Consider the following 18,139-nt stretch of genomic DNA (forward strand, 5'->3'; position numbering starts at 1 on the left):
TTCCGCAGGGCGTCGAGACCGCCGACCATGAGCAGGACGGCGCCGAGGACGGACAGCAGCAGCCCCCGGATCACCTTCGTCCGCTTGTGCGGGTCGAGGTTGCGTCCTCGGAGATCATGCCGAGGGCGAACGTCGCCGAGTCGGCCGAGGTCACGAAGAACGAGATGATGAGCAGCACCGACAGGATCGACAGGGGCCTCTCGAGGGGGGTGCTGGGCGAGCGTGCCGAACAGCACGCTCTCGGTCGGCAGCGAGGCGAGGTCGGCGCCGTTGATCCGTGCCGAGGTTGAGAGGGTCCCGAAAGTCGCGAACCAGATGCAGCTGAAGACGGTCGGAATGAGGATGACCCTCAGCAGGAACTGCCGGATCGAGCGGCCCCGCGAGATGCGCGCGATGAAGACGCCCACGAACGGCGACCAGGCGATCCACCACGACCAGGAAGAACAGGCAGACCAGGACGACCATCGCGACGAGCAGGAGGTAGTACCAGCCGAAGCGCTCCGAGATCACGTTGCGGATCGTCCGCGAGGCGTCGTAGAAGAGGCGTCGTAGAAGGGTTGGGGGAGGACGAGGGCCAGACCCGCGACGGCGCCCACGACGGCCGGCGAGATCCAGAGCACCGGGGTCATGAAGTGCCGGCCCCACGAGGGGCCGGCACCGCCGTTGTCCTGCTCCTCGACGTCGACCGTGCCGAGTCCGTCGGCACGGTCCTTCCTCGCGGGAGGGCGTGTGCATCGCCGACATGTCACGGGACCACTGCGGGGCGGGGTGCCTCATCCTCCGACCCTGGTCGGGTTCCTTCGCATCACTTCGCGTACTCGTCACGGGTCATCCTCCCGGAGGGCAGGATCGCACATCGGACGGGGGCTCCAGGCCCCCGAACGACGCACCGATCGGCGGACGGACCGGTCGCTCGGCCACGGGGAGGGACCTCCAGGACGGGCCCGCTCCCCTCGTCGATCATGCCCGATCGGGGGAATCGGACGAGCTCACGGCGGGGTTCGGGCACCGGGCCGCGACAACCCCGAATCCCCTGCCGACACGCCTGTCGAGCCGCGCGTCGGCGCGTCGGGCAGGCCCGTTCGGACCGACGGGCGTTCCGGGCCGACCGGGAAGCACCCTGATCCGCCGGGCCGTCAGCGCTCGGGGACGGGCCCCCTGGGGCCGTGGACATCCTTGAGGCCTCTCAGGGTCGACGCCCGACAGCGCTCCCCCGCGCCGTTGCGCACGGGTGCCGGGCGCCGGATCGTCCCGGGCCCGACCGGCCGCCCCGCCCGCGCCGTCGACTGCCGCGCCGGAGACGGACCCGCCGGGCGTGGGCCGCCGCGTTCACGGGACGTCCTGCCCACGGGACGCGTCCGCCACGGTGTCGAGGTCGTCGTCGATCCGTCCGGGGCCGAGGGCGGGGCCCAGCAGGACGCCGACGGCGAGGAGCGCCCCTCCAGGGCGACGAGCCCGCAGATCGCCGCGCGCCGCCGGCAGGTAGAAGGTGTAGAGGGCCGGGAGGACGAGCGAGAGGCTGTACCCCATGCCGTAGCCGGTGGAGCGCACCCGAGTGGGGAACCGCTCCGACAGATAGACCGAGACGGGCCCCGTAGGCCGCCACCGTCGCCACCTGCAGCAGGCCCGCCAGCGCGGCCGCGCGACCGAGGCCGCGCGAGGAGACCGTCGTCCGCCACAGGACGGGGCCGAGCACGGCCGCGACGATCCCCCAGCCGACGAGCAGGGCCCGCCTGCCGGTGCGGGTGGACAGGTGCCCGGCGGGCGTCATCGACAGGGCCTGGGCGACCGAGGCCGCACCCATCGCCAGCGAGACCCTCGCCGCCGGCAGCCCGGCATCGGTCGACAGGCTCGTGGTGAGGATGAGCACTGTCGTGTCGGTGAGCAGCCACAGCCCGGTTGAAGACCTGCCAGAAGGCGCCCGCCCAGCGCCCGACGAGCACCTCGCCGATGCCGCCCCCGGCCGCCGCCGACGAGCGGCGCCGCCGGTGGAACAGCGGCGCATCGGCGACGCGGGTGCGGTAGTGGCCGAGCATGCCCAGCGAGCAGGCGGCGCCGAGGAGGAAGAGGACACGCCAGCCCCACTCCGCGTAGCGCTCCGGGCCGAGCGCGGTGAGCAGCCCCGCCACGGCGAAGGCGACCAAGGCCTGGGCCCAGGGCGCCATCGACAGGATCAGACCGCTCATGAGACCGCGGCGACCCGGGGCCGACCACTCCATGGCCAGCGGGATCGCCGCCGAGTACTCCCCGGCCACGAAGACGCCGCCGAGAAAGCGCAGAACCAGGACGAGCACGATGGCGCCGGCCCCGAGCACCCGGTGGGTCGGCATGCACCCGATGAGCAGCGCGCAGCTCGCGGTGCCGCCGATGGTCGGCCTGGTGGTGCGGGTACGGCCGAGCCGGTCGGAGACCGGCCCGAGGACGAGGCCGCCCACCGGGCGGCCCAGCAGCATGGCGATGACGATGACAGCCCCCGTGCCGGTCGCGGCGGCGGGACCGGCGAGCCGGGCGATCACCGGCGCGAGCGCGGTGAGCGGCAGGAAGACGTGGACGTTGTCGATCCGGTTGCCGACCACGCCGGCGCGCAGCGCGGCACGTCCGGCGGGCGGCAGGGCGACGGGCGGGTCGGACGGAGGGCGGGCGGGTGAACTCATCGGACATCCTTTCGCCAGTACGAGCTGGATCAAGTTCCACGGGTGCGGTCCCAGCGCCCTGCCCGGGCGCACCCCGTGTTCTGAGCTCCAGCACGGCACAGGGCCACCGGGCGCGGCGCGCCGGGGCCCGTGCGCCACGACGCCGACCCCACGGCGCACGGGACGGAGTGATCGAACGCCCCGGACCCGGCCGGGAGGAGCCCCGCGACGACCCGGGCGTTCCGGGCCCGACCGGGCGACACCCTGATTCACCGCGCCATCCGCACTCGGGGACGGGTATAACTGGGGCCGCGAACACCCTTAATGTTTCTCAGGGTTGCTGATATCGTTCCGTTCGCACAGTTCTGCTCGAGCATCGATTGGCGGATCAACCATGGACTCGACTGGTCGCCCGGCCGCGCGCATCGGCGTCGCCGTCGTCGCGATGCTCGTGTGCCTCATCGGCCTCGGCTCGCCGGGGGCCTCCGCCGCCCAGTCCGGCGCGATCTACACCGGGACGGGCACCGACACGGCGCCCCTCGTCGACGGCGGCCTCACGCACAGCGCCTACTTCACCGTGACCGACCGGAGCGGGGGGTCCTGGCAGTCCAACCACTCCGCCACCGGCGCCGGGGCCCACTCGATCGTCGACCTCGACGACTACGCCGGCCTCACCGCCACGATCACGGTGGCGAACACCACCGAGGCCACGCTCGAACTGGACGAGACCGCGACCCTGCCCACCGGCGGGACCGGGCCCGGCGCCCCGCAGCTGGTGGCGAGCGGCGCGCCGGAGCCGACCGGCGGGAGCGCCACCGCCCACCAGGACGGCGAGGCGGGTACCACGCCCGGGCCCGACGGGACGAGCCCCACCCCGCAACAGTCGGACGGGACGAGCACCGCACCGCGACACGCCGCGGGCGTGACGCTCGCCTACGGCACCGCCGAGGGCGAGAGCACCGAACCGCCCGCCGGCGGCTGGTCGTCCCTGCGCTCACTCCTGCTCACCGGTTCCCTCGCCCCCGGGGAGACGTTCACGGTGTCCGTCGCGCTGATGCTCGTCGACGCCGACGGGCTCGACCCCGGCGCGAAGACCTGGGTCGGCATCGACGAGGAGCTCCGCTCCCCCGCCGCCGCCCACTCGGCGACGAGCATCCGTTTCGCCCACCGCGTGGGCGGCGCCGGCGACGGCGCGAATCCGCTCGCCGGCGCCGGCCGGTACCGCGCCTCGGCCAACGCCCCCGAGTCCATCCAGGCGCTCATGCCCGAGATGACGGCCGGTGACCTGACCGTCTCGAACCTCGATGGCACCGATGCGCACGTCGCCGGCCCCGACGACGCCCTCTTCACGGGCGGCACCGTCAGCCTCAACCTGACCCGCGTGAGGTCGGCGATCCGCGACGCCGGCTGGCAGGTCGAGACGGACGACAACGCCCCCGACGGCCTGGCCACCACCCACGAGTTCCCCAGCGGCGCCCTCTCCTCCCCCGCCGTGGCGGGCACCGGCGCCCTGGGCGGCGCCGAGGTGCCGGTCCGCCAGGTGATCAGCGCGGTGAACAGCACCATCCCGGTCGGCGCCGCATGGCGGCCAGCCGACAACCTCGAGTGGATCCACGACCACGCCGGGGTCGACGTCGGGATCGACAGCGCCGACGTGCGCGTCGTCTCCAACGTCGACACGAGCACGCCCGGCGTCTACCAGGTCGCCTACTACTACGCGCCGCAGTCCGCCCACTACGCCGCGGACGACTACGAGGCCGCGGCGACCGTCCAGGTCGCCGTGACCGGCGGTCGCGCCACGATCACGGGCACGACGACGCTCCAGGGCGCCGACCTGGCGGCCGGGCAGTTCACCTTCCAGGCGACGAGCGCCTCCGGCGAGCGGCTCGGCACGACGACGAACCTCGCGGACGGCTCCTTCGCCCTCGAGCTGCCCGCGTTCGACCGCACCGACATCGGCAGGACCCTCGACTGCACGGTCACCGAGGTCGTCCCCGACGGCGCGGAGCAGACCCCGGACGGCGCCGTCGTCGCCGACGGGATCGCCTACGACACGCACACCGAGCACGTGCAGGTGCACGTGCGCGCCGGCAAGAACGGCGCGGATCCGGTGACGACGGTCAGCACCGACGCCGACGGCGTGACCTTCTCGAACGTCAGCGGTCTCGTGGACGACTCGAGCACCCCGTCGCCGACGCCCGGGGCCTCCGCCGCCCCGACGCCCGGGACCTCCGCCGCCCCGACGCCCGGCGCGTCGGCCGGCCCGATCGCCGAGCCGCCCGACGGGAACGGCTCCGACGGGGACGGGTCGATCAGGCTCATCAGCGACGAGAGCGCGATGCTGGCCATGGGCACCGGCGCGGTCATGGTGGCCGTCGGCACGGTGATCGGCCTGCACGGGAACCACCCCGACCCGCTCCACTGACGGGCCCGGCCCCCGTCCCCGCTCAGGACCTCCGTCGCCTGGGGCCTCCGCACCGCCTCGCGCGACGGACGGCACGGCTGGTTCCGCAGGATCCCCGGCCGGCCCTCCTCCGGGGGCGGGCGTGCGCACCGCTCCACGCCGGCGTTCCAGGTCCCCGTCGCCCCGCAGGCATTTCCCTGGTTGAATTGGGGGAAGATCAGTGGGAACGGACGGCTCGGCCCGTGCGGGGCGTGCCGGGGAGGAGCACCATGACCGATCACCGGGCCGAGCGCCCCGTCGTCAGAACCCATGCCGAGGCCGTCGCCGTGGCGCAGGACCCGGACACCTACTCCAGTCGCGTCTCGCGCTTCCTCCAGGTGCCCAACGGCATGGACGGCGCCGAGCACGCCGCGATGCGCAGGCTCCTGGCCCCGTTCCTCTCCCCCGCCCGGATGGCCGCCCTGCGGCCGGCCCTCGAGAGGACGGCCGCAGGGCTGCTCGATCCGCTCGCCGACGGCACCGCGCTCGACGCGGTCGGCGACCTCGGCTCGCACTACGCGGTCCGGGCCCAGTCGGCCTGGCTCGGCTGGTCGCCCGGGCTCGAGGACGAGCTCATCGCATGGATGGCCGCCAACCACGAGGCGACGCGCTCGGGCGAGCTGGCCCGCACCCGGGAGGTCGCCGAGCGGTTCGACCGCATCATCGCCGCCATCATCGCCGCCCGCCGCGAGCCCGGGGCCGCCCACGACCTGACCTGGGAGCTCGTCCACACCCGCGACGAGGACGGCCGGACGCTGCCCGACCCGGTGCTCGTGTCGATCCTGCGCAACTGGACCGGCGGCGATCTCGGCTCGCTGGCCCTGTGCGCCGGGGTCGTCGTCGGCTGGCTCGTCGCCGACGGGTCGAGGCAGGACGAGTGGCGCGGGCTCGACGACGCGTCCCTCGACGCGGCCATCGACGAGGTGCTGCGCATCGACGACCCGTTCACCTCGAACCGCCGCGTCACGACGAGGGAGGTCCGCGTGGCGGGGCGCGACGTGCCCGCCGGCACGCAGCTGGTCATCGACTGGACGCGGGCCAACCGCGACCCGGCCGTCTTCGGCGATCCCGACCGCTACGACCCGGCCGGCAACGCCGACCGGAACCTCGTCTACGGCACGGGCCCGCACGCCTGCCCCGGCCGGTCGCTCGCGACCCTCGAGCTGCGCGTACTGACCCGCGCGCTCCTGTCGCGCTTCCGACTGGAGTCCGGCGGGCGGGGCGTCCGCGCGCTGTTCCCGCTGGGCGGCTGGGAGTCGTTGCCCGTCGTGCTGCGCGCCCCTCGGCCGGCCGCGCACCCGCCCCGGGCCGCCCGCTGACGGCCCGACCCGTGGAGCCGCGGGCGCCGAGCCAGTGCCCGGCGCCCGTCCGGGGTGGAGCATGCCGCGGTCGGTCGGGGCGCCGCGCCCGACCCGGCCGGCCGAGCCGTCAGATCGGCCGCCCGAAAGGGAGCCGGGCACTGGATCCGTCGGCTCGTCGGAGCGACAATTGGTCCAGGCCCAGGACCGTCCGGGTGCCGTGCCGACGCCACCGCCACAGCACCGGCGCGCCTCGGGCGGGAAGGTATGCATCCACCATGACTGACGAGATCGACACCGGCCCGTTCCCCCTCGGCGAGGAGAACACCGCCTATGCGCAGTACTTCATCGGCACGAGCCATCTGGCCCCGCTCTCGACCGAGCAGATGAACATCTCGAATGTGACCTTCGAGCCCGGCTGCCGCAACAACTGGCACATCCACCACGCCGACACCGGCGGCGGCCAGATCCTGCTCGTCACCGCGGGCCGGGGCTACTACCAGGAGTGGGGCGCCGAACCGGTCGAGCTGCACCCGGGCGACGTGGTCAACGTGCCGGCCGGGGTGAAGCACTGGCACGGCGCGGCCCCCGACTCCTGGTTCACCCACATCGCCATCGCCGTGCCCGGCGAGGGCCTCGACAACGAGTGGCTCGAGCCGGTCGCCGACGAGGACTACGACCGGCTCGGCTGAGCGGGTCCGCACCGAACGCACCACGAGCGCCGGAAGGACAGCAGGAGGAAGAGATGGCAGACAAGGTGACGACGGGCCGCGACCAGCTGGGCGGGTTCGCCCCGAAGTTCGCCGAGCTCAACGACGACGTGCTCTTCGGGCAGGTCTGGTCGCGCGAGGACCGGCTCTCGGCGCGCGACCGCAGCGTCGTCACGGTGACCGCGCTCATGGCCGGCGGCATCCTCGACAATTCACTGCGATTCCACATCGGCAACGCCCGACGCCACGGCGTGACCGCCGAGGAGATGGCCGAGATCCTCACCCATGCGGCCTTCTACGCCGGCTGGCCCAAGGCGTGGGCGGCCCTCCGCATGGCCGAGGAGGTCTACGCCGACTGATGGCGGCCCTGGCTGGTCGGCGGCGGGCCGGCGGACACCGGCACGCCAGGAGACCACCCAGAAGACCACGAGGAAGGAAGATCATGGCATACGACGAGCGGATCCGGCTCAACGACGGCAACTCGATCCCCGCGCTCGGGCTGGGCACCTGGCTCATCGACGACGCGGACGCGGCCCGGGCGGTCGAGGACGCGGTGGCCGTCGGTTACCGCCACATCGACACGGCGCAGGCCTACGGCAACGAGACCGGCGTCGGCACCGGCGTCCGCGAGTGCGGCGTACCCCGCTCGGAGCTGTTCGTCACGACGAAGGTCGCCGCCGAGCACAAGTCCTACGAGACGGCCGCCGCCTCGATCGACGAGTCGCTGACCAGGCTCGGCCTGGACCACGTCGACCTGCTCATCATCCACAGCCCCCAGCCGTGGGCGGAGTTCCGCGCCGGCGACAACCACTACCACGCGGAGAACCTCGAGGCCTGGCGGGCCATGGAGGACGCGCAGGCCGCCGGCAGGGTCCGCTCGATCGGCGTGAGCAACTTCCTGATCGACGACCTGCGGAACATCATCGACAACGCCCGGGTCAGGCCGGCCGTCAACCAGGTGCTCGCCCATGTGGGCAACACCCCGTTCGAGCTCATCGACTTCTGCCAGTCGAACGACGTGGTGGTCGAGGCCTACTCCCCCGTGGCCCACGGCGCGATTCTCGACAACGGCGAGGTCGCCGCGATCGCCGCCAGGTACGACGTCTCGGTGGCGCAGCTGTGCCTCCGCTACATTCTCCAGCTCGGCCTGGTGGCCCTGCCCAAGACCGCCAACCGCGCCCACATGGAGCAGAACGCCGCCCTCGACTTCACGATCGGCGAGGACGACATGACGGCCCTCGGGGCCGTCGAGCCCCTCACCAGCTACGGCGAGCACAGCTTCTTCCCCGTCTTCCGCACCCAGCTGGGTTGAGCCCCCGCAGACCGCGGCGGCAGGGCCCTCCTCCGGATGGGGCCCGCCGCCCGGCGGCACCGTCGAACGCACTGAGGAGGTCTTCATGGGCAACGGGCTGGTCGTCCACTTCTCGGTGCACGGCAGTACGGCCCGGGCGGCGCGGACCATCGCCTCGCTGACCGGCGCCGACATCGTCGGGATCAGACCGGTCGTCCCCTACGACGCCGATCCCCGGCACCACGGGGCCCTGCTGGCCCGGGTCAGGCGCGAGCGCGCCGCCGGGCTGCGCCCCGAGCTCGTCGACGACATCGACCCGGCCGGGCACGACCCGATCTTCCTGGGCCACCCGCTGCGGGACGGCGCCCCGCCGATGCCGGTGTGCGGATTCCTCGAGCAGCACGACCTCTCGGGCCGGCGGATCGCCCCGTTCAACACCCACCTGGGCGGCGGCGACGGCGGGACCTACGCCATGATCGCCCGGCTGGCGCCCGGCGCGACGATCCTCGAGGGGCTGCCCATCCAGTCCGACGCGGCGGCGGCCGGCGCCCACCAGCAGATCGCCGCATGGCTCCGTGGAGTGCTTGGTGTTTTTCGGACAGTGGGTGAAATGATCGTGAGGTATGGCTGACATGAAACGAAACCGTATTTTTCGTGGATTTCCTGTGCTGTTCCGGATATGATCGGAGCATGCAGGTCGGGGTCACCCCGGAAGAAACCGCCGTCCTGATCAGGTGGAAGAAGCGTTCCGACAATCATGTGCTGGTTCGGATGAAAGCAGAAGCGATCCTGTACGCCTCTGAAGGAGTCGGAATCGACATCATCGCGAAGATGGTCGAACGGGCCGAGAGGACAGTGCAGGAATGGCTGGCCGACTGGCAGGCCACCAGGATGTGCTCGGTCCTGACCGGCCATACGGGGAACCAGAACGCGGCGAAACTCATCCGCGACCAGAAACAAGAACTCAAGAAAATCCTCGCCCAGCCGCCCTCCCAGACGGGCATCCACGCCGAGTTCTGGGACGTCCCAGCGATACGTGACGTCGTGAAGATCCTGTTCGACGTCGAGTACCAGTCGGACTCCTCGTACCAGCTGCTCCTGCGCTTCTGCGGGCTGAGCCTCGAACTGCCCGACCCATTCGACAAGCACCGCAACGAGAAAGCCATCACCAGACGCATGACCGAAGTGAAAACCCAAGTCAAAGCCCTGCTGGACGCCGGCTGGGAGGTCTACACGGCAGACGAGGCCCGCCCCGAGCACGAGGCCGAGACCCGCCGCATGTGGCTCCCGAAAGGACAACGCACCAAGCTGTCCGTGGACCGGAAGAAGACGTCCCAGTCCTTCTTCGGCGCCCTCTCGCTGACCAGCAAAAAAGTCAAACTGTACCCGATCGAGGGCAACCAGAACACCGAGCAGACAATCCTCTCCCTGGACCGGCTCCAACGAGAAACCGAGACCGGCAAGATCGCGGTCGTCCTGGACAACGCCCGATCCCACCACGCCAAGATGCTGGCCGGCCTCTACGAGCCCGGCCGGCTGCTGGAGCGCATCACCCCTGTTTTCCTGCCGCCGTACGCTCCCGACCACAACCCGGTCGAGCACGTCCGGAACACGGCCAAGAACAACACCGCGAACATCCAGCACGAGACCCCCGAAGAAACCCTCGGCGCGTTCGCCTCACACATCGCCAGCCGAACATTCGACTACGACTTCGAACACCTCCCACCCCGCGAAACCAGAAACGATTTTGTTTCATGACGGCCATAGAATTAGATCATGTCGACACCGAAATACAGTGCGGAATTTAAGGAACAAGTCGTTCTCGAGATCGTCCAGAAGTCCGGGCCGGTGGCCGGGGTGGCCGGATCGTACGGTCCTGTGGCGCAGGCGGTCGGGGGCCGGGTCGCAGGATGGCGGAGGGGGCACCCCGGTCTCGGCGCTGATGCCGTGACCGCGGAAGGGCACGCCGGGATCGGACGGCTGAGGGCGGGGCTCCGGGAGGCCCGCATGGGGAACGGGTTCCCGGAAGGAGCGGCGGCCTTCTTCGCCCGGGGGTCCGGGTGAGCGCGGGACGCCGCCGCATCCGCCGCGGAGGAGGCGACCGCCCCGTCCGGTCCGTGCGCCGGTGGGTGGAGGCATCCGGGTCCGGCTGCTGCGCCCGGCGGAACCGTCCCGGGTCCTCGACGGCCCGGCGGGGGGAGGACCCGGCGGCCATCATCGTCGGGTTCCTCGACGGGTCCGAACGGGCCCACGGCTGCCGCCGGGTCCGCGCGGGGCCGGCCCGGAGCGGCGTCGAGGCCTCTCGCTCGGCGTGGTCCGCGAGATCGTGGCGGCGGCGGGTCCCGTTGCCCGTCGGCCTCGGGGACGGGCCGGGACGGATCGTGCCGGCGCCGGGCCGGCCGGGCCGGCTGGCCGGGGCGTCGCCGCCACCGCGCCCGGGATGAGACGGGTGGGCGGCATCGCGCATGGTCCGGCCCGGCGGGGATCCGCCCACCCGGCGGTCGTCGTGGATTGCTCCCCGGGGGAGGGGTCGTCGGGGGCGCGATCGCCGGTCGCATGCGCGCCGGACTCGTCGCCGGGGCCTCGGCCATGGCCGCGCCGGGCCCGTCCACCGATCCGTGGTGTCACGGTCCTCCACTCGGATCGGGGGGCTCGATGCACGTCGGCCGGATGCACGGGATTCATGGCCGGCCGCGGGGTCCTCCCGTCCGTCGGGCGGACCGGCAGCTGCTGTGGCACTGCCGCCGCCGAGTCGTTCACCGCGGTCTCGGGGAGGGAACTCGTGAACCGTGAGGCCCACTCGACCCGAAACCATGCAATCCGGGACGTGACAGCCCGGACCGGGTCACGATGCGATCACGAGCGTCTCCACTCGGCGATCGACCACCGGACCCCCGACCAAGCCGACACCGGACGGAGACAACAACACAAGACAGCAGCCCGAAACCAACCATCAACCACTGCCTGAAAAACCCACATCACTCCAGGCGGGCCCGACTCACAGATCAGTGAACCACCAAAGGACGAGGCGCGGAGAAGGTCCCGGAACCCGGGATGATTGAACCCTGAATTGATTGAACCGCCCAGGGCTCCACGAAGGCAGCGAACGCACGGAAAGATCTGCCATGAGCGCCGCCAGAGGAAACACCCCGAGAAGCCGCCGGTGGTGGGCCACTCGGATGACCGCGGAAGTTCGTAGGAATCCCGAGGGGTCGCGAGCGGTTCGGGACCATCCACCCAGCCGTCCAAGGCAGCGACCACCGGCGGACGGTCGGCAGCGCAGTGAGCACCGAGCCCGAGCACCGGACGGGAGGCGCCGGCCATTGCCGTCATGATGCCCTGCACCACCGGCGCCACCGGATGCCGCCAGCGGCATGCAGCCGGTGTCCCGAGTCGCCCGGGCCCCCGCCGGGCCGGGCGGCCGATCCGCGGCCCCGGCCAGGTTGCAACCCGACTTGAGCGCTCCCCCGGACGGGTAGCATTCCAGGCGATTGCATCGAGTCCGAAATCGGATTCAGGGAGGGACGGAGGCGCAGTGGGAGCGAGCTCGAGGGCGCGCAGCGCAGCATCAACAGGGCGACCAAACGCATCGACGAGGCCTACGGCCGGGCTGCCCGGGCGGCGGGCCTGTCCGACAGCGCCTTCGACATCCTCTACGCCCTGCACGTGGCCGGCCAGGGCTGCTCGCAGAAGCAGCTGTGCGAGCTGTGCTTCACCGGCAAGCAGACGGTGAACTCGTCGATCAAGAAGCTCGAGGGCGAGGGCCTCGTCCGCATCGAGCACGGCACCGGGCGCGCCACCCGGATCTTCCTCACCGACGAGGGCCTCGCCCTGGCCGACGAGCACATCGCCCCGGTCGTCGCCGCCGAGCTCGCCGCGCTCGGCACCGTCCCCGCCGAGCGGCTCCCCCGGCTGCTGAGAGCGATGGGCGACTACGCCGATGCGCTCTGCGCGGCGCTCGACCGGATCGGTGGCGGGCGGGCATGAGCACCACGCACTGCGAGAGGAACATCCCCGCCGAGGAGCCCCGCACCGGCACGGTCCTCACCACCGCGCTGGGCGGACGGCGCCGCTGGGCGGTGCTGCTCGTGCTGCTCTTCGCCCAGTTCGTGCTGGCCATCGACCTGACGATCATGGACATCGCGCTGCCGGGCATCTCGACGCAGCTGCACCCGAGCTCCGAGCAGCAGCTGTGGATCGTGGACGTCTACTCCCTGGTCCTGGCCGGGCTGCTCGTGGCGGCCAGCTCCCTGTCCGACCGCATCGGCCGGAAGCGGACCTTCCTGAGCGGCGCCCTGGTGTTCTGCATCGGCTCCGCACTGGTCCTGGCGGCCCGCAGCGCGCCGGGGGTCATCGGGGTGCGGGCGGTGATGGGCGTCGCAGCCGCTCTCATCATGCCGACGACGATCTCGGCGGTGCGCAACATCTTCCTGGACGCGGTGGAATGGGTGGTGGCCGTCGCGGCCTGGTCCATCGTGGGCGGCGCCGGCATGGCGGTCGGCCCCGTGCTCGGGGGATTCCTGGTGGAGCGCTTCAGCTGGCACTCGGCCTTCCTGGTGAACATCCCGCTCATGGGTCTCGTGCTCGTCGCGGGCATCGCCGTGCTGCCGGAGATCAAGGTGGTGAAGAAGGGCCCCTGGGACCCGGCCGCCGCGGTGCTCTCGTTGCTGGGCATGGTGCTGACGGTCCGGGCGCTCAAACACATCGCCGCCGGCGACGAGGCGCCGGCGCCCCGGCTGCTGCTCACCCTCGCACTCGCATTGAGCGCCGGCATCGCGCTCCTGGCGCTCTTCGTCCGCCGCTGCCTGAGGGCCGCCGAGCCCCTGCTCGAGGTGCGGCTGTTCGCCGACCGGACCTTCACCGGCGGCATCCTGGCCGCATTCGGCTCGATGTTCGCGCTGGCCTCGATGCTCTTCCTGCTCTCGCAGTGGATGCAGCTGGTGAACGGCTTCAGCCCCCTGCGCTCGGGCGTCCTGCTGCTGCCGGCGGTGCTGTCGGGCATCCTCTCCGGGGCCACGGCCCCCGCTCTGGCGCGGCTGCTGGGGGCCCGGCGGGTCATGGCCGGCGGCATCGCCGTCGCGGGGCTGGCCCTGCTGCTGCTGTTCCTGCTGCGGGGCGCCCTGGGCTATCCGCTCGTCGCGGTCGTCATGGCCCTGGTCGGCCTGGGCATGGGCTCGCTGGCGGTCGGATCGGCCGCGCTCATGGGAGCCACCCCGCCCGAGAAGGCCTCCAGCGGGGCGGCTTTCGAGGAGATCGCCTACGATCTCGGCAATGTGCTGGGGGTGGCGGTCCTCGGCTCGATCGCCTCGATCACCTACCGCCTCGGCCTGGACGCCGACTCCCTGGCCGAGGCCGGGGTGGACGCCGGGCTCGCCGCGCAGGCCTCGCAGTCCTACGCGGCCGCGGTCTCGATCGCCCGTGAGCACGGCCTCGACGAGCTGGCGAGCCGGGCCACCGCCTCCTTCAACGGCTCGGTCGTGCTGACCTCGGCCGTCGGCGGCCTCATCACGGTGATCGTCGCCGTCCTCGTGCACCGGCTCGTGCCGAGGGGGCTCGATCTGCAATCGGATGAGTGACGAGCACAGGAGCGTCCTGACGATGGACATGTCGCGACACCTGGGCCGACGCGCCCTGCTGCGCTTCACCCTGCCCTCGATCGCGATGATGATCCTCACCTCGGTCTACGGCGTCGTCGACGGGCTGTTCGTCTCGAACTGCGCCGGCACGACGGCCTTCGCGGCGGTCAACCTCATCATGCCGTTCATCATGATCCTCAGCACGCTCGGCTTCATGATGGGCTCGGGCGGCAGCGCGCTCGTCGCCCGCACGCGCGGCGAGGGCGACGACGAGCTGGCGAACCGCTACTTCTCGATGATCATCCATGCCACGCTCGCCGCCGGCATCGTGCTGGCGGTCGTCGGAGCCGTCCTCATGCGCCCCGTCGCCGAGGCGCTGGGCGCCTCCGGCGAGCTGCTGGAGTTGTGCGTCCGGTACGGCCGGATCTCGATGGTCTCCCTGCCGGCATTCATGCTGCAGTACGCCTTCCAGACCTTCGCCTCGACCGCCGGCAGGCCCCGGCTCGGACTGCGCGTGACGATCGCGGCGGGCCTGGCCAACGTCGTCCTGGACCTCCTGCTCGTCGGCGTCCTCGGTCTGGGCGTGACCGGCGCCGCCTGGGCGACCGTCGTCGCCGAACTCATCGGCGGCCTCGCCCCGCTCGTCTGGTTCGCACGGCCCAACGACAGCCTTCTGCGACTGGGCCGCCCGGCGAGGGACCCGGCCGCCCTCGGATCGGTCTGCGCGAACGGCTCGTCCGAGATGATGGCCTCGATCGCGGTGTCGGTCGTGAGCATCGTCTACAACCTGCAGTTGCTGCGGCTCATCGGCCGGGACGGCGTGGCCGCCTACGGCACGGTCATGTACGTCAGCATGGTCTTCACCGCCGTCTTCGAGGGATTCTGCATGGCTTCGGCACCGCTCATGAGCTTCCAGCACGGCGCCGCCAACGCCGTCGAGAAGCGCAGCCTCATGCGCGCCTCGCTCGTCGTCGTGACCGTCGCCGGCGCCGGGATGCTCGTCGTCTCGCAGCTCCTGGCCCGCCCGCTCGCCCTGGCCTTCGCCGGCCACGACCCGGCGCTCCTCGCCCTGACCGAGCGGGCCTTCCGCATCTTCTCGCTCTCGTTCCTGCCGATGGGCGTGGGCCTCTACGGCTCGTCGCTGTTCACCGCCCTCGGCAACGGTCTGCTCTCGGCGGCCCTGGCGGCGGTCCGCACGCTCGGGCTGGAGGTCGGCGCGGTCCTCCTGCTGCCGCCCCTGTTCGGCCCGACGGGCATCTGGTTCTCCGTCGTCGTCGCGGAGACGGCGGCGGCGCTCATCGTGGCGGCCCTCGTCAGGGGGCTCGGGCCACGGTACGGGCTCGTCGGTCGGCGGCCGCCCGAGACGGACTCCCGGCCGCCCCTCGTAGCGGCTCCCGCGCCGGCTCTCGGCTGACCGCCGAGGGCGGTGGCCCACCGCATCGGCGCCCGGCGGCGGATGCCCGCGCCATGCCCGGCGCGTCCTACTGCCGGCTGACCCAGTCGAACACGTCGGTGGTCTCCTGGCGCCCTTCCGTTCGTGCCAGCAGGTAGAAGGTGGCGTGCGCCATGGCGTCCCGGATCGGCACCACGACGCGCCCCGACGCAGGCGCGGACAGCGAGGGCGCATCGGTGACGAAGTAGGGCAGTGCCGAGGTCCGCGTCAGCTGCTCGAAGACACCACGGTCCTCCTGCACGACGAACTGCGCGTGCGGCAGGTGCCGGTCGCAGCGCTCCCGCCAGAAACCGATGTCCGCCAAGAGCAGGAAGGTCTCGCCATCGAGTTCGGCGGCGCTCACCGCGCTCCGACCGGCCAGGGCGTGATCGGCGGGCAGGGCGACCGCGAGATTCTCCACCATGAGCCGGGTGGATCGGACCGTCGGCAGGGGGTGGGTCCGCAGGGCGACCGCGAGGTCGATGTTCCCGGCGATGATGCCCGCCTCGACGTCCGCTTCCGCGAGCATCTGCGAGGTGAGCACCGTCTGCGGGAAGCGTTCCACGATGAGCGCGGTCAGGCGCCACAGCGGGGCCGGCGCGACCGTGCCGACGCGCAGCGCCTTGGTGCGGCGGGCCGCCTCGTCGAGGGCGTCGCGCATGAGGCGCTCGTCGCGCAGGATCTGCCGGGCATGTTCGAGTGCGATCCTGCCCGCCTCGTTCATCTCGAGACGCCGGCCGACCCGATCGAACAGGGGCTGGCCGAGCTCGGTCTCAAGACGACGCAGCGAGCGGCTCAACGCCGGCTGGGAGATGTGCACCGTGCGGGCGGCTGCGCTCATGGTGCCCGCGTTCGCGATCGCATCGAGCTGCCGCAGCTGCTCCGGATCCGTCGCGCCCGCCTCTCGCTCATGCATTCGGTGCATCAACGGTTCCGACATTGGCATTTTATCCGCGCCACGATCCGACGAAGACTTGTGACAAGCACCGCAGTGAATCTGGGGTGAGCACGTTTCGCGATCCGAAGGAGCGCACCATGACCGCCATCCCGTCCTTCACGATGAACAACGGCCGGACCATCCCCGCCCTGGGCTACGGCGTCTTCCTCATGACCTCCGACCAGGTGCGCGAGCATCTGCCCCAGGCGCTCGAGCTCGGCTACCGGCACATCGACACCGCCAACGCCTACTTCAACGAGGTCGCCGTCGGCGAGGTGGTGCGCGACGCCATCGCCGCCGGCGAGCTCGCGCGCGAGGATCTGTTCATCACCACCAAGCTGTTCCCGCAGTCCTACCCCTACGCTCAGGCGGTCGAGGACATCGACGCCACCCTGGCCCGGCTCGGCCTGGACTACGTGGACCTGCTGCTGTTCCACCAGCCCTACGGGGAGTACGTGTCCGGCTGGAAGGCGATGGAGGAGGCCGTGGCGGCCGGCAGGGTCCGCTCGATCGGCCTGTCCAACTTCCCGATCGCCAAGTTCCAGGAGATCCTCGACGTCGCCGAGATCATCCCGGCCGTCCACCAGGTCGAGGCGCACCCGCGCTGGAACCAGCACGAGCTCAAGGCCCGGATGTCCGAGGCGACCGGCACCGAAGTGCTGGTGGAGGCCTGGTACCCGCTCGGCCATGGCGACAAGACGCTGCTTGAGGAGCCCGTCATCGCCGCCGCCGCGCAGCGCACCGGCGCCACTCCCGCCCAGGTGATCCTCGCCTGGCATCTGGCGGAGCGGAACATCACATTCCCCAAGACCCTCAGCCCCGCCCACATGGCCGACAACCTGGCCGCCCTCGACGTCGAGCTCACCGCCGCCGAGATCGCCACGATCAACGGGATCCCGCAGCAGCCCTACTACCGGATCCCGGATGAGCCGCCCGCCTTCGTACTGACCACCAACGACTACTCTCAGCAGGCCTGAACCCGCTGGCGGGGTGGACCCGGCCCGGCTGACACGCGCCCCGACGGGGAGGGCCCGCCCCGCGGCGACGACAGCACACGGCTCGTCGGCGCAGGCGCTCCGGGGGCATGCACCATCCGGCCCCGCGGCGGCTGCACAACTTGACCCGCTCAGAGCGACCTTTCAGGAGGACCTGTGACCACAACCGTCCCCACCGTGATTCTCAACAACGGCGTCGAGATGCCGATGCTCGGCTACGACGTCCTCCAGACCCCGCCCGACGAGACCGAGCACTGCGTGGCAGAGGCCCTCGAAGTCGGCTACCGGCTCATCGACACCGCCCAGGCCTACGCCAACGAGGAAGGCGCGGGCGCCGCCGTCGCCGCCGCCGGCGTGCCCCGCGACGAGATCTTCATCACATCGAAGATCTGGGTGTCGAACATGAACCACGAGCGGGCGGCCGCCTCCATCGACGAGTCGCTGGAGAAGCTGGGCACCGACCACATCGACCTCATGCTCCTGCACCAGGCGATGAGCGACTACCCGGGGCCTACCGCGCCATGGAGGAGGCGTACCGGGCCGGGAAGCTGCGCGCCATCGGCGTCTCGAACTTCTACCCCGAGCGCCTCGTCGACGTCGCCGCCCTGGCCGAGATCCCACCGGCGGTGAACCAGGTCGAGACGCACCCCTTCCGACAGCAGGACGCCGCGCATGCCGTCATGGCCGAGCTGGGCGTCGTCCACGAGGCCTGGGCGCCCTTCGCCGAGGGGCAGAACAACATCTTCGCCGACCCGACCCTGGCCGGGATCGACGCCAAACACGGCAAGAGGCCGGGCCAGGTGGTCCTGCGAGCGCTCATGCAG

14 protein-coding genes, 3 pseudogenes and 1 riboswitch are annotated in these 18,139 nt (G+C 71.7%); of the genes and pseudogenes, 12 read left to right on the top strand and 5 right to left on the bottom strand.

Translation table 11 applies throughout. The features are described from left to right. Positions 1–70: 70 nt before the first annotated feature. The 4 genes and pseudogenes from EGX94_RS14230 to EGX94_RS14155 all read right to left on the bottom strand — a co-directional run. Positions 71–178: a hypothetical protein gene (locus EGX94_RS14230; RefSeq protein ID WP_390896265.1), complete on the bottom strand. Its 108-nt coding sequence runs from the start codon at positions 176–178 to the stop codon at positions 71–73. Between the two features lie 91 nt (positions 179–269). Further along, positions 270–425, bottom strand: a pseudogene (locus tag EGX94_RS14235) (BCCT family transporter); the annotation flags it as partial. 904 nt (positions 426–1,329) lie between these two features. Then, positions 1,330–1,530, bottom strand: a complete 201-nt coding sequence (locus EGX94_RS13620) for a hypothetical protein (RefSeq protein ID WP_226906117.1) — start codon at positions 1,528–1,530, stop codon at positions 1,330–1,332. 560 nt (positions 1,531–2,090) lie between these two features. Beyond that, positions 2,091–2,654 (bottom strand): annotated as a pseudogene (locus EGX94_RS14155) (MFS transporter); the annotation flags it as partial. Then, a riboswitch (TPP riboswitch) is annotated at positions 2,644–2,740 on the bottom strand. (Overlaps the previous pseudogene by 11 nt.) 287 nt (positions 2,741–3,027) lie before the next feature. On the opposite strand from EGX94_RS14155, the gene EGX94_RS02320 reads away from it, so the two are divergent. The 10 genes from EGX94_RS02320 (at position 3,028) to EGX94_RS02365 (ending at position 15,365) form a co-directional block, all read left to right on the top strand. Beyond that, complete coding sequence (locus EGX94_RS02320; RefSeq protein ID WP_123825841.1) at positions 3,028–5,058, top strand: bacterial Ig-like domain-containing protein; 2,031 nt, start codon at positions 3,028–3,030, stop codon at positions 5,056–5,058. Between the two features lie 248 nt (positions 5,059–5,306). After that, positions 5,307–6,395 (top strand): cytochrome P450, encoded by a 1,089-nt coding sequence (locus tag EGX94_RS02325; protein ID WP_051245458.1) that lies wholly within the window; start codon positions 5,307–5,309, stop codon positions 6,393–6,395. Positions 6,396–6,652: 257 nt separating this feature from the next. After that, on the top strand, positions 6,653–7,066 hold the full coding sequence (locus EGX94_RS02330; protein ID WP_021796932.1) for a cupin domain-containing protein: 414 nt from the start codon (positions 6,653–6,655) through the stop codon (positions 7,064–7,066). Positions 7,067–7,119: 53 nt separating this feature from the next. After that, positions 7,120–7,443: a carboxymuconolactone decarboxylase family protein gene (locus tag EGX94_RS02335; protein WP_021796931.1), complete on the top strand. Its 324-nt coding sequence runs from the start codon at positions 7,120–7,122 to the stop codon at positions 7,441–7,443. Between the two features lie 83 nt (positions 7,444–7,526). Next, on the top strand, positions 7,527–8,396 hold the full coding sequence (locus EGX94_RS02340) for an aldo/keto reductase (protein WP_021796934.1): 870 nt from the start codon (positions 7,527–7,529) through the stop codon (positions 8,394–8,396). Between the two features lie 85 nt (positions 8,397–8,481). Further along, positions 8,482–9,006, top strand: coding sequence for a flavodoxin (locus EGX94_RS02345; RefSeq protein WP_021796935.1), 525 nt, complete (start codon positions 8,482–8,484; stop codon positions 9,004–9,006). 59 nt (positions 9,007–9,065) lie between these two features. Then, positions 9,066–10,133: an IS630 family transposase gene (locus tag EGX94_RS02350; RefSeq protein WP_081707329.1), complete on the top strand. Its 1,068-nt coding sequence runs from the start codon at positions 9,066–9,068 to the stop codon at positions 10,131–10,133. A 1,908-nt stretch (positions 10,134–12,041) separates the two neighbouring features. Further along, positions 12,042–12,362 carry a MarR family winged helix-turn-helix transcriptional regulator gene (locus EGX94_RS02355; protein ID WP_021797089.1) on the top strand — a complete coding sequence of 107 codons (321 nt, stop codon included), beginning with the start codon at positions 12,042–12,044 and terminating at the stop codon, positions 12,360–12,362. Beyond that, positions 12,359–13,951, top strand: a complete 1,593-nt coding sequence (locus tag EGX94_RS02360; RefSeq protein WP_021797083.1) for an MFS transporter — start codon at positions 12,359–12,361, stop codon at positions 13,949–13,951. Before EGX94_RS02355 ends, EGX94_RS02360 begins: the two co-directional genes overlap by 4 nt. Continuing rightward, entirely contained in the window at positions 13,944–15,365 is a 1,422-nt protein-coding gene (locus EGX94_RS02365) for an MATE family efflux transporter (protein WP_081707350.1), read from the top strand. Before EGX94_RS02360 ends, EGX94_RS02365 begins: the two co-directional genes overlap by 8 nt. Positions 15,366–15,432: 67 nt before the next feature. On the opposite strand, the gene EGX94_RS02370 is transcribed toward EGX94_RS02365, so the two are convergent. After that, positions 15,433–16,299 (bottom strand): LysR family transcriptional regulator, encoded by an 867-nt coding sequence (locus tag EGX94_RS02370; protein ID WP_043120892.1) that lies wholly within the window; start codon positions 16,297–16,299, stop codon positions 15,433–15,435. Positions 16,300–16,418: 119 nt separating this feature from the next. On the opposite strand from EGX94_RS02370, the gene EGX94_RS02375 reads away from it, so the two are divergent. Both EGX94_RS02375 and EGX94_RS13630 read left to right on the top strand, forming a co-directional pair. Beyond that, positions 16,419–17,297 (top strand): aldo/keto reductase, encoded by an 879-nt coding sequence (locus EGX94_RS02375; protein ID WP_043120888.1) that lies wholly within the window; start codon positions 16,419–16,421, stop codon positions 17,295–17,297. 225 nt (positions 17,298–17,522) lie between these two features. Further along, a pseudogene (locus EGX94_RS13630) lies at positions 17,523–18,112 on the top strand (aldo/keto reductase); the annotation flags it as partial. Positions 18,113–18,139: the final 27 nt, after the last annotated feature.

The sequence above is a fragment of the Propionibacterium acidifaciens genome (assembly GCF_003798325.1).
Taxonomy (GTDB): domain Bacteria; phylum Actinomycetota; class Actinomycetes; order Propionibacteriales; family Propionibacteriaceae; genus Propionibacterium; species Propionibacterium acidifaciens.

Coding starts and splice junctions, on each gene's coding strand:
- EGX94_RS13620 (WP_226906117.1), bottom strand. CDS start 1,530: ATGGGGTACAGCCTCTCGCTCGTCCTCCCGGCCCTCTACACCTTCTAC.
- EGX94_RS02320 (WP_123825841.1), top strand. CDS start 3,028: ATGGACTCGACTGGTCGCCCGGCCGCGCGCATCGGCGTCGCCGTCGTC.
- EGX94_RS02325 (WP_051245458.1), top strand. CDS start 5,307: ATGACCGATCACCGGGCCGAGCGCCCCGTCGTCAGAACCCATGCCGAG.
- EGX94_RS02330 (WP_021796932.1), top strand. CDS start 6,653: ATGACTGACGAGATCGACACCGGCCCGTTCCCCCTCGGCGAGGAGAAC.
- EGX94_RS02335 (WP_021796931.1), top strand. CDS start 7,120: ATGGCAGACAAGGTGACGACGGGCCGCGACCAGCTGGGCGGGTTCGCC.
- EGX94_RS02340 (WP_021796934.1), top strand. CDS start 7,527: ATGGCATACGACGAGCGGATCCGGCTCAACGACGGCAACTCGATCCCC.
- EGX94_RS02345 (WP_021796935.1), top strand. CDS start 8,482: ATGGGCAACGGGCTGGTCGTCCACTTCTCGGTGCACGGCAGTACGGCC.
- EGX94_RS02350 (WP_081707329.1), top strand. CDS start 9,066: ATGCAGGTCGGGGTCACCCCGGAAGAAACCGCCGTCCTGATCAGGTGG.
- EGX94_RS02360 (WP_021797083.1), top strand. CDS start 12,359: ATGAGCACCACGCACTGCGAGAGGAACATCCCCGCCGAGGAGCCCCGC.
- EGX94_RS02365 (WP_081707350.1), top strand. CDS start 13,944: ATGAGTGACGAGCACAGGAGCGTCCTGACGATGGACATGTCGCGACAC.
- EGX94_RS02370 (WP_043120892.1), bottom strand. CDS start 16,299: ATGCATGAGCGAGAGGCGGGCGCGACGGATCCGGAGCAGCTGCGGCAG.
- EGX94_RS02375 (WP_043120888.1), top strand. CDS start 16,419: ATGACCGCCATCCCGTCCTTCACGATGAACAACGGCCGGACCATCCCC.